Source organism: Heyndrickxia sp. MSNUG, assembly GCF_049532715.1.
In the GTDB taxonomy this organism is placed as follows: Bacteria; Bacillota; Bacilli; order Bacillales; family Cytobacillaceae; genus Mesobacillus.
The window spans coordinates 2,517,534-2,528,986 of record NZ_CP150978.1 but is presented as its reverse complement, the minus strand read 5'-3'; the positions used below and the strand labels follow the sequence as shown (position 1 = coordinate 2,528,986).

Annotated in this window: 11 protein-coding genes; 3 read left to right on the top strand and 8 right to left on the bottom strand. The window is 39.6% G+C overall.

The genetic code is table 11. From position 1 onward, the window contains the following. Positions 1 to 27 precede the first annotated feature (27 nt). The gene (locus AABM38_RS12605; RefSeq protein WP_423406742.1) at positions 28 to 2,145 is read left to right on the top strand and encodes a transglycosylase domain-containing protein; all 2,118 of its coding nucleotides are present in this window, start codon (positions 28 to 30) and stop codon (positions 2,143 to 2,145) included. Positions 2,146 to 2,206: 61 nt separating this feature from the next. Here AABM38_RS12605 and AABM38_RS12600 read toward each other — a convergent pair whose 3' ends face one another. The 3 genes from AABM38_RS12600 to AABM38_RS12590 form a co-directional block, all read right to left on the bottom strand. Beyond that, positions 2,207 to 2,764: a GNAT family N-acetyltransferase gene (locus AABM38_RS12600; RefSeq protein ID WP_423406741.1), complete on the bottom strand. Its 558-nt coding sequence runs from the start codon at positions 2,762 to 2,764 to the stop codon at positions 2,207 to 2,209. Positions 2,765 to 2,934: 170 nt separating this feature from the next. Further along, positions 2,935 to 3,879, bottom strand: coding sequence for an ABC transporter permease (locus tag AABM38_RS12595; RefSeq protein ID WP_423406740.1), 945 nt, complete (start codon positions 3,877 to 3,879; stop codon positions 2,935 to 2,937). Then, complete coding sequence (locus AABM38_RS12590; protein ID WP_423406739.1) at positions 3,876 to 4,817, bottom strand: ABC transporter ATP-binding protein; 942 nt, start codon at positions 4,815 to 4,817, stop codon at positions 3,876 to 3,878. Before AABM38_RS12590 ends, AABM38_RS12595 begins: the two co-directional genes overlap by 4 nt. Positions 4,818 to 5,165: 348 nt before the next feature. On the opposite strand from AABM38_RS12590, the gene AABM38_RS12585 reads away from it, so the two are divergent. Next, a complete protein-coding gene (locus tag AABM38_RS12585) occupies positions 5,166 to 5,318 on the top strand; it encodes a YpzG family protein (protein WP_207502782.1) in 153 nt (50 codons plus the stop codon). Positions 5,319 to 5,370: 52 nt separating this feature from the next. On the opposite strand, the gene AABM38_RS12580 is transcribed toward AABM38_RS12585, so the two are convergent. From AABM38_RS12580 to AABM38_RS12560, 5 genes are all read right to left on the bottom strand, one after another. Next, the gene (locus AABM38_RS12580) at positions 5,371 to 6,201 is read right to left on the bottom strand and encodes an undecaprenyl-diphosphate phosphatase (protein WP_423406738.1); all 831 of its coding nucleotides are present in this window, start codon (positions 6,199 to 6,201) and stop codon (positions 5,371 to 5,373) included. Positions 6,202 to 6,315: 114 nt separating this feature from the next. Next, a complete protein-coding gene (locus AABM38_RS12575) occupies positions 6,316 to 6,783 on the bottom strand; it encodes a GtrA family protein (protein WP_423406737.1) in 468 nt (155 codons plus the stop codon). Then, complete coding sequence (locus tag AABM38_RS12570; RefSeq protein WP_423406736.1) at positions 6,737 to 7,774, bottom strand: glycosyltransferase family 2 protein; 1,038 nt, start codon at positions 7,772 to 7,774, stop codon at positions 6,737 to 6,739. Before AABM38_RS12570 ends, AABM38_RS12575 begins: the two co-directional genes overlap by 47 nt. Before the next feature lie 19 nt (positions 7,775 to 7,793). Further along, positions 7,794 to 9,458: a DUF6044 family protein gene (locus AABM38_RS12565; RefSeq protein ID WP_423410728.1), complete on the bottom strand. Its 1,665-nt coding sequence runs from the start codon at positions 9,456 to 9,458 to the stop codon at positions 7,794 to 7,796. An 86-nt stretch (positions 9,459 to 9,544) separates the two neighbouring features. Continuing rightward, positions 9,545 to 10,048 carry a CBO0543 family protein gene (locus AABM38_RS12560; protein WP_423406735.1) on the bottom strand — a complete coding sequence of 168 codons (504 nt, stop codon included), beginning with the start codon at positions 10,046 to 10,048 and terminating at the stop codon, positions 9,545 to 9,547. A 316-nt stretch (positions 10,049 to 10,364) separates the two neighbouring features. On the opposite strand from AABM38_RS12560, the gene AABM38_RS12555 reads away from it, so the two are divergent. Beyond that, complete coding sequence (locus tag AABM38_RS12555; protein WP_423406734.1) at positions 10,365 to 11,312, top strand: magnesium transporter CorA family protein; 948 nt, start codon at positions 10,365 to 10,367, stop codon at positions 11,310 to 11,312. The last annotated feature ends 141 nt before the right edge of the window (positions 11,313 to 11,453 follow it).

Genomic DNA, 11,453 nt, shown 5'->3' with positions numbered 1-11,453 from the left:
AAGCTTCAATTTAAAAGGAGATCGACTATGCAGTTATTAAAGCGGTTTTGGGATGCTATCCTCCGATTTTGGAAGAGACGCCACCTTACACAAATTTTGTTATTGATCTTATTAGTATTTATCCTACTTTCCATTCTATGGTTTGCATTCATTGCAAGCAGAGCCAATGTCCAATCATTAAAGGATGGTCTTAGCCAGGCAACTGTCCTTTACGACAAAGACGGCGATGAAGCAAGCAAACTAGCGACAAATAGGACAGGCGGAATTTCAATTAAAGAAATTCCTGAATATGTACCGAATGCAGTGGTTGCGATTGAAGACGAACGTTTTTACAAGCATGGTGGTTTTGATATCAAAGGTATAGCCCGGGCCTTCTTTGGCAATTTATTCGCAGGCAGGATAACCGGCGGCGGAAGTACGCTTACACAGCAGTTAACAAAAAACGCACTGCTGTCACCTGAAAGAACTTATAAGCGCAAGGTAGAAGAATTATTCTTAGCTGTCGAACTTGAAAAGGTATATTCAAAGGAAGAAATCATTGAAATGTACCTGAACCAGGTATATTTCGGCAGCGGGGCTTTTGGTATTAATAACGCAAGCAAAAAGTATTTCGCCAAGGATGTTAAGGATGTAACGATCAGTGAAGCTGCGATGCTTGCAGGTCTTCTTCATGCTCCTTCGGCACTAGATCCATACAATAATTATGATGGAGCTATGAAACGCAGGAATGTTGTTTTAGCTAAAATGAAAGAGCAAGGCATGATTTCAGATGGAGAATATAAAATAGCTAAAAAAGAGAAAATCGAACTTGAAGATGGCGGTGGAAGCCTTGCGGATCGTAAGTATCCATCTTATGTTGACGCAGTTCTCGATGAAGCGACAAGCAGATACGGCTTGACGCAGGATGAAATTATGACGAGGGCTTACCGTATTCACACAGAATTGGATCAAAATCTTCAATCTGGTCTTGAAAATGTATATACCAAGGACTATCTGTTTCCAGATCGTGCAAGTGATGTGCTTGTACAAAGCGGCTCAGTATTACTTGACCCAGCGAACGGTGGAGTACGTGCATTGGTTGGCGGCCGTGGGGAAAAAGTGTTTCGAGGTTTCAACAGGGCTACTCACTTAAAGGCCCAGCCGGGATCAACGATGAAACCGCTGGCCGTTTATACACCTGCCCTTGAGGAAGGCTATGACTACGATTCAATGCTAGTAGACAAGAAGATGAGTTTTAAAAACTACAGTCCAAAAAACTTCTCTGACACATACCAGGGAGAAGTCCCGATGTATGAGGCGATTGAGAAGTCAATCAATCTCCCTGCAGTCTGGCTGTTAAATGAAATCGGCCTCGAAAAGGGAATCGATTCAGCACAAAGGTTTGGCATCAAGGTTGAAAAGGAAGACCAGAACCTGGCGCTGGCTTTAGGCGGAATGCATAATGGTGTCTCCCCTCTTCAAATGGCTGAAGCTTATTCCGTTTTTCCAAATGGAGGTAAGCGGCATGATGCTCACTTGATAACCAAGATTGTTGGGCCTACTGGCAAAATCATTGCTGAGCATGACGGAACGACCACACGGGTCACATCAAAAGGAGTAGCAAATGAAATGACTTCGATGCTTCTGAATGTAGTGGAGACTGGTACTGGAAAAGGTACAAAGTTAAATGATGCCCAAATCGCAGGAAAAACAGGTTCTACGCAGCTTCCTTACGCAGACATTAATGGAACGAAAGATCAATGGTTTGTTGGCTATACACCAAACTTGGTTGGTGCAGTGTGGCTAGGTTATGATAAGACAGATCGCGAACATTATCTTTCAAGCAGCAGTTCAAAGGATGTTGTTAAGATTTACCGTTCGATTATGGAAGAATCGGTTCCTCATATCAAACCTGAGGAATTCGATGTTGAATCTGTAAACACTCGCATATCTGGTAAAACGATTGATTATAAAGAAACAGAACAAGCGATAAGGGAAAAAGCGTCTAAGCTTGAGAAGGAATTAAAGGAGCGAGCAGGCCAGGTTGAAGATCGATTAAGAGATGAAGCACCAAAATGGAAGAAGGTCTTAGATCAAATGCAGGAAGACGCCGGCAAGGCGGGCGATAAGATCATAGACAAATTAAGGGATTGGCAAGGACAGTAGACATGAGAAAGAGCAGCCGAAATGGCTGCTCTTTTAATTTTGGAACGATCTTATTGAAAACCTAAAACACCTTCGCAAAAACACATGTATCCCTGAGCTCACCATCAACTGAAATAGATTCGTTCTTCAATATACCTTCAAGGGTAAATCCTAATCTTTCTGGGATCGCCCTGCTTTTTACATTCCGTGAATCACATCTTATCTCAACTCTCCGTGCTTTGAGTTCACGAACTGCAAAGGCAGTAATCCCCTCCACTGCCTCTGTCATATATCCCTGCCCGCTGTAGCGAGTGTCTATCCAATACCCAATTTCAAACTTCGGTATATCCCAGTTTATTCGATGCAAGCCCGAAGAAGCAATAAATTCACCTGTATCCTTTTTAAAGACAAGCAATCGTAAATCTGTTCTATTTAAGAAGTTTATGTATCCCTGGCGGATATTGATTTCAGTTTCTTCAATCGTTTGTTCCTTTTGCGCAAATGGCATCCAAGGCTTTAACTCGGGCAATGAAGTATTAATTGATTCACATGTCACGGCTCCATCCCCAGCCAATGGCATCCTGATCAACAGCCTGTCCGTTTCAAATTCGGTTGGAAAATCCAATAAAAGCGGGTTCAAATATCCCCTGCCCCTTTCTCATGTAAAGTAAGCTGTGTTAAAGGTGAATGTTGATCTTTAACACCTGATGTCACACGAAAAGCGTGTGTCTCGAGCGAAAATCTACTGTTCAATTTAACATAGCCAAAATGTAAAGAGAGCGACAAATGCCGCTCTCTAAAAATTCTATCTTAAATACTGATATCCCTTTTTTGGAAAAAGAAAAATGTTACAATCAAAAAGATTGTGTAATACAAAGCAAGGATAGAAAGTGAGACTGGAAGTGTAATGTCTTCGAGGATTCTATCCTGAAGAGCATACACGGTTAAATCCAAATGCGGGAAGATTAAAAATTTCGCCCAGACATATTTATCCGCAAGCATCAAAATGATACCGCCTAAAGTGGATGAAAAGAACAGGACGAAAATGCCGATGCCAACTGCTAATGCCTGGCTCTTAAATAAAGTTGAAAGCATAAAGGCGATTGTCATGATAACCAGCAAGCTTGGCAAATAGTAAAGCATCTTCAAAAAGAACTGAGGGCCAACGATTGCTTCCTTTCTGCCCTCTAAGGTCACTTCGAATATCTTCATATTGAAATCACCGCTGCCAAACAGCAGCAATCCGATTAAGTATCCTGAAACAACCAGTGTTGCAACCAATAGCAAAGCGTATATGATGACAGCGATATATTTGGAGAGCAAAATGCTCCATCTCCTGTGAGGCCTGATCAGGAGCTGTTTGATTGTTCCATCTGAAAATTCAGCAGCGACATTTGCACTGCCCACTACAACGACGAAAAGCGTTACCAGTGAGCTCACACCAATCACAACTTCATTCATGAAGTGCCAATTAGTTTTGGCTGTAGGATCAATATCTTTGTCCAGATATTCCTGGTTTTGGTCAATTTGTGTCTGAATCAAAGGTTTTTCTTCTTCTGGTGCAGATGGCAGCTTATTCTCCAGCATATTGATCTCTGCCTGGATATCCTCACGCCAGTTAGGGTTTGGTTCACCACTGAACTTCATATAAATAATACCGGCAATTAAAACAGCCATTACTATGACGATCATATAAATCCAGCTAGCCATTTTGCCGAAAATCTTCATTAATTCATTTTGGATTAGTGCAATCATACCATCTGCTCCTTTTTATCCTTATTGGTGATTTCCAAGAAGCGATCTTCCAAAGTTGCTTTCACATTCAGAATTTCAAAAACATCAATTTCATTCATAACCAACAGCTTGTTGATTTCAGGAATAGCGTCTTTCTCAACAGAAAGAATAATCCGGTGATCTTTCATGGAAGATATTTTAACAGTCGGCATTTTCTCCTTTAAGAGTTTGGATGCCAGGTTTTCATTTGAAACTTCCATCTCAACAGAACGCAAAGCTTTCGCTTGTGAATCTTCATTTTCATTCATCGTCGAAATATGAATGAGCTTGCCTTGTTCAATTATCGCAAAACGATCGCACATCAGCTGCATCTCAGATAACAGGTGAGAAGAAACCAATACAGAGGTCCCCTGGCTGGCCAACAATCGCAAATAATCGCGGAATTCCCTGATTCCCTGTGGATCAAGACCGTTCGTAGGTTCGTCAAGAATCAAAATCGAAGGTTTATGTAAAATTGCTTGCGCTACACCTAATCTTTGGCGCATACCGAGTGAATATGTACGGACTTTATCATGGATTGCATGCTGCAAACCCACTAGTTCTGTTACTTCCTCGATTCGTTCTTCACTTATTTCTGTAAGAGCCATGCGAGCATAATGTCGAAGGTTTTTGTAACCACTGAGGTATTTGTAAAACTCGGGATTCTCAACGATAGCGCCAAGTTCATTCATTGCCAATGTAAATGACTCGTCCAAATTATGGCCATTTACCATGACTGTACCGCCAGTTCGATTGATCAGGCTGACGATCATACGAATAATTGTCGTTTTTCCTGCTCCATTCGGTCCTAAAAGCCCAAATATTTCTCCGCGTTCCACTTCGAAACTTACGTCATTAACGATAGTCTTTTTGCCGATTGTTTTTGTTAAAGATTTTACCTCAAGGGCAAATTTCGACATAGTTGCTCCCCTTTTCTTTTTGAAATTAGGTTATGTTAAATTATTCAAGCGATCACAAGTAAAATCACCTGGTGCTGGAAAATCAACATAGACCCTTTAAAAAATGCCCAATGTAAAAATGGATGGATTGGATTGTTTTCTCACATTGTTTAATACGATGAAAAATGTAAAAAGTTACAATAAAAGTGAAAAAGTTTTCTTTTTTTCGATATGTATGTATTTATTTTCTCCAAATTCAAATTTGTCATATGTTCTTTAAGTGTATATTGCTCAATGATAATACAAACGCTATATGTGATGTTCTTAGGAATATCGAGCGTTTCAAAAATCCATTCCTGAGGTGATTGTATGAGTTACAAAGATCATTTGGATCCGCACTCAGAACTTTTCCACCACACTTGGACAAGGCGCAAGCGTTTAAATTCGCAAGTAAATGGCCAGACGCAGGTATCGAAAAATACCATTCTTGCACGAGGCAATGCGAAAGCACACCGCTGGTAAAGGATGTTGCGAAACGTAAAAAGGAAAAGGCTTTTGGGCCTTTTCCTTTTAATTATGGCAAGAATATAAAGTAAATCAATCCAGCCAAAATGATTCGATAAATTGCAAATGGAACCAATTTGATTTTGTTAATCAATTTCAAAAAGAATTTGATGAAAATCAGAGCGAAGACAAACGCACTAATGAAACCTACGATAAAAAATGGCAAAGCGTCTATCGAGAAATACTGCCAGTTTTTCAGAAGTGATATCCCGCTGGCTCCTAACATAATTGGAACAGCCATGATGAACGTGAAGTCAGATGCAGCCCTGTGGCTCATGCTGAGCAGGACTCCGCCGGCTATTGTGGAACCTGATCGAGAGAATCCTGGCCATAAGCCTAAACACTGGAATAGGCCTACACCAAAAGCTTGTTTGTACGTGATTTGGTCAACATCTTCTGTTTTTAGGTTTTTAGGCTGAAGACGGTCTGCTATAATTAACAGGACGGCTCCGATCACCAGGCCAATGATGACTGTTTCGACAGAAAACAAATGTTCATCGATATAATCTTCGAATAACACTCCTGTAACGCCTGCTGGAATTAACCCAACAATCACTTTTAACAGACTTAATCTGCCAGTCGAATCTCCGAAAGACTCTTTTTTGTTTAAGCCCAATAAATTCATGAATCTGTCTTTAAACACAATTACCACAGCTAAAATGGAACCTAGCTGGATCACGACTTTAAAAGTATTTGCCACTTGCTCTGTAAATAAATCCTTTGAGTGAAGCAGCAGGTCGTCTACGATAATCATATGTCCAGTAGACGAAACCGGGGCAAATTCAGTTAACCCTTCTACTAAGCCAAGTATAAATGCTACGAATAATTCCCATAAATTCATGAATCAAAAGCTCCTCTTTTTTTAAAAATTGCAATGTGCCTCATTTCTTTTTATCCTTTTTTGCATTTTTAGTCAACTAAAAAAGCAGCTGTTTCGGCTGCCTTTTTGAAATCACTATTGAAAAACCAACAGTTTTTGACCAAAGTAATTCATAATTGTATATATTCCAGCTCCCAATATAATAGCCAGGTTATCATTAGAGAGTAAGTCCTGCTGGCCATCAATTAGGTTAGAGAGAAATTTGCTGACTGAGAAGGATAATAGGTAGCAAATTAAGATCACTGCAGCGAATTTTAAAGCTCCCTCTTTAATTGAAACTTTGCTGTTAAAGGTGAACACCCTGTTCAAGAAGAAGCTCACCATTGCACCAGCAGTATTACCCGTAAAGGTTGCAATCCAATAAGGCCACTGCAACCCACTCTTCAAACAAACCATTATTCCAAGGCCAATGAAGGTATTTAGTGCGCCGACAAGGAGGAATTTCAGGAAAGTTGGATTTATGTTAAGTGAGCGCATCAGCCTATTTGCCAGCTTATTAGTTATTTTCAGACAGCTTCCGAGCTTCAGTGTCAAGTGGCTCATAGACCATCCCTTCCGTATTCATCAGCTTCCTTGATACAGGAAGATTGAATAAATCAATATCGACAATATACTTTGGCCTTCGTTTTGTTTCCTTGTAGATTTTGCCTATGTATTCACCTACCAGTCCAAGGGCAATTAGCTGCAGGCCGCCGATCAGCCAGATGGAAGTGATTAATGACGTCCATCCAAGCTGAGTGTTGCCAAAAAATTTCAAGGCAAGAAAATACGCACCAAATGCCATGCTGACAAAAAACGAAATACATCCAACAAGCAGGACGAACCTGATTGGTGTAACGGAAAACGAAGTGATGCCATCGAACGCGAAAGCAAACATCTTTTTTAAAGGATATTTCGTCTCTCCCGCAGAGCGTTTCTTTCTTTCATAAAAAACCGAAGTTGAGCTGAATCCAATCAGCGGAACAATTCCTCGCAAAAACATGTTCGCTTCAGCAAAGTTGTGTAACTCTTCTACAGCTCGCCTGCTCATTAACCGAAAATCTGCATGATTAAAAACTAGTTTTACTCCAAGTCTAGCCATTACCTTATAGAATCCCTCTGCTGTGGCCCTTTTAAAAAGTGAATCGCTGTCTCGCTTGCTCCGAACACCATAAACGACCTCGTAACCCTCTTTATACTTACAAACCATTTCTTTTATAGCATTTACATCATCCTGCAGGTCTGCATCTATCGTAATGAGGCAATCTGATGCATCTTTTGCTGTAAAAAGACCTGCAAGCAATGCGTTTTGGTGCCCAACATTTCGAGATAGCTTCAAGCCTTTTACATATTCACCTTTGAGACATTCCTTATAAATCATATTCCAGGTATGATCCTTACTCCCATCATCAACAAAAAGGATTTTACTTTTATCTGAAACATTTGTGCTTGAAACCAATTCATCCAGGATTGTTTTTAACTGTTCAATCGTCTCGTGGAGTACTTCTTCCTCGTTGTAACAAGGGACTACGATGGTCAATATGGGAAAGTTCATTGCTGCATCCTCCTAGCTGCTATAAAACTTCGTAGAGGTAAATTTTCCAGGCGCTGGACTTTGACGAAAACACTTTGTCCAGGTGGAGTCCATTTGCTGCCGCATTTTCGATAGGTACGGATGAGAATAGATACTCCCCGCCCATCTGTTTAAATGGCTGCAAGTTCAACTTCAGATTTATGATTCGTTTTTTAGATGTTTTTTTAAACAAATAATGCTTTCCGAGCTCATCCGTAAACAGATAGCAGCGGCCGCCCCATTCGTCAAAATAAACACGAATCCTTTTATTTTTCTGCAATTCGTTTGCAATGATTTCTCTGAACTGCTTTTTATAGCTCAACGGGTAAAAGTTATTGTACGAATCAAGGGTGAAAAAGCCATTATACTGAGCAATTGCCGGATGCAAGCCGATACTCGCAACCCGGTAACTATCTTGTGATCTGCCGATGTACTCTTTAATGTCTTGAAATTGTTCCTCAGCGTAAAATTCCCTAACACTCGGTTTTTTTTTATAGATGATTTCTTCATTTGTAAAACAGAGCAATAATATTTGCGCACCAACTAGCCACGGAACTGTTTTTCTCCACAGTCTTCCTTCATTCCAAACAATTCTTAGTCCTGCCGCAAACAAGATATAGATAATCAGCGGCCGCAGGAAATGATATCTGGCAAAATTGAACGTATCCAAAAAGTGGAACCTTTTCGTAAGAGGAAGCCAGCCTTTATAAAACCAGAAGGCATACCATGCGGATAGAAGGAAATTGAGTGCAAACAGAATGACATAGGTCCTTTCTATTTTCCAAGTACGGTTTTTCCATATCAAGATAAAGGCAATGACGATGACAGGCAAAATAATCAGTGTATGGATGGTATGCACATGATGATGGCCGTAAATGAAATTTTTAATGGTCAGCCTGACAGAATGTCCAAAGGTAAGCCTCGCATGAAAATATTCATCCCTGCTGTTCGGTTCATCATCAAATAAAAACGAATAGACTAGTCGATAATCAGTGACTAAATAGACAAAAGTCATATAAGCGATTGCTAAAAAAAAACGCCAGTTCCATCCCTTCCCCCTTAAAATATCAAAAAACCAGAATACGCCCATCGCACTAAGAAAAAAGAAAAAACCAAGGACGATACTTGAATAGAATGGAAGAGCCGTTAAAACGAGATAATTGGTCCAATTCCGTTCGCCATTCCTAATATTTAAAAAGCTCCAAAGTGCCAATGGCATCCCAAGTGTGCTCAACATTCCGGAAGGCCAGAAAGGAGTCAGCGCAAAGGCTAGTGAGGTGCCTACACGGATAATCCCCCATTTTTCATCCTTGATGAAGTGTTTTTTTAATAGTAAATACATGCCTAGAAATGCTGTGAATCTTGTAATTGCCTGGCTGAAACCATATGCAGTCATAGTCGGGAACCAATAATAAAGCCAAACAATCAATGAAAATTCAGTCCCTAATGCATTCCGGGGCAACCCATTTATCACCTGTGGGATCTCCGCTGTGACAGAACCTGTTATCTGGCCGCTTTCAGCAAGTACTTTATACCATGCCAAATTTGAATCGAGATTGTCATGGACCCTGATATGAGCTTTCTCTCCCAAAATAAAATACGGTGATAGAAAAAGAGCAATCCCTAACAATGCCAGCACGATCAGTCGCCGCTCCTTATCCTGCATGTAAAACAATTCCCTACACCTCATCCATCATATTTGCCTTATTAAAGTTTGCGGCCTCTTTTATGAAACTATTCCCAAAAACGGATTCAAATTAGGTCGTAGTCAAAAACGATTAAATAAAAGAGTACAAAGAAGAACGATAATATCAGTGCTGCTAATGGCTTTCTGTAATGAAGGCGCAGCATGGGGTACATCGTGCTATAAAAGAAAACTTCCCATGCCATCGACCACCCGTTGGAGAACCGTATGGAACCGATTTTTAGTGCAATACTTTCAATTAATAAAGATAACGAAATCCATTTGAGATAATGGTAAATTTTTTTCGTTTTTTCATGTGGGAAATTTCCAAGAAACAGAATGATCATGCTTGGATAAAACACAAATGTGTATAAGCTCTCCGTAACGAAAAGACTGATGAAATTCTTTTCAAATTCCCATAAATGCTTGTTGCCGATGTAGGATATATATTCATAGAAGCAGCTAAATAAGGCCCAGAAATAAAATGTTGGCAAGAATTCCTTCCACATTCTCCATTTGCCCAATTTAAATGAAAGCAGGACTCCTCCTGCTAAAACTGCGGCATGAAACAAGATCTCAACTCCTTTATGTGCCGGAATGCCCGAGGCAGCAAGCAAATATACAGTGATTTTACAGCTCTGCAATCCTTTGTATTTTCAGCAATTTCCAGATTTTTATGTATCGCAATGGTTATCATTTTTTGTTTCGAAAAAGATAGTTCAATTGTTAAATGAAAAGATATTTATCCCTCAAGATGAAAATCTAATTACACAATGGTTTTAAAAAGGGTGAAAATTTTTAAAAACTCAATTCCTTTGAAATGGATATATATTCTTTATGATGGGAATTTCTATATACAATTAAATCTGAAAGGTTGCTGTATTATTTATGCTTCACTACGATGTGACAAGTAAAAATGTGAAGAAGGAGCAAGCATATACCCTTCCCTCTTCTTCCAGTGATACTATTTGGATTCATTTCGATCCTTCCAATAAAGACAGATTCGACGAATTTATCAGCAAGATGGATATTCACCCTCTTGCCAAAAAAGGATTAGAGCAATTCAGTGATATCCCAAAGATTGATGTGTTTAATAACGAAGCCATTATCTCGTTGTTTGCTATACAAGATGACTATACACAAGCAAAAATCACCATATTGATTGGTGAAAACTATGTCATAACAAAGGAAGAGGAAAATATTGATCTCTTAGCCCAGCTTAAACAGCTCTTTTTCGAACATCCTGAACAAATGGAAACCTCCGGCAAGGTGCTCTACCATATTTTTGATAAAGTATCCTCAATAGATTTAAAAATGGTCGACAGAATTGCAGATAACATTCAGAAACTCGAACGGAATGTCTTTGATAGGCCTTTTGAAAATGAGATTCCCAGAAGTATCCATCGATGGAAGTCATCCCTCCACGAGCTAAGGCAAACAATTGAAGCCCAGGACCAGGTAATGACAACGATCTCTAGAAAAGAATTGAAGTTTGTTGATGAGGATTCAGCTTTGTACTTTAAAGACTTGAATAATAGCTATGCGAGGGTAGTCAATGCGCTTGATTCATTCAAGGAATCACTTGATAGTATCTTTAATTTGCAGATGACTTTGAAATCAGACCATGCAAACTCAATAATGAAGACACTCACTCTTGTTAGTGCCATTTTTCTGCCGATGACCTTTATAGCTGGAATGTATGGAATGAATTTTGAATCCATGCCAGAGTTGAAATGGAGATTTGGATACGGATATGCCCTTTTCCTAATGTTTGGGATTGGAGCAGCCATCGCGTTATTTTTCCGTGCTAAGGGATGGTGGGGGAATAAAAATTGATGTGTGTTTATACATAATTCCAAAGACCCTATTTGAGGGCGATTTTTCTGTTGAAGTTAGAATATGGTAAACGATAAACTGTGAAGAACCTAATGATCTTTCAAAAATATGATGTTGTTATCCATTTCTTCCATTATTGTT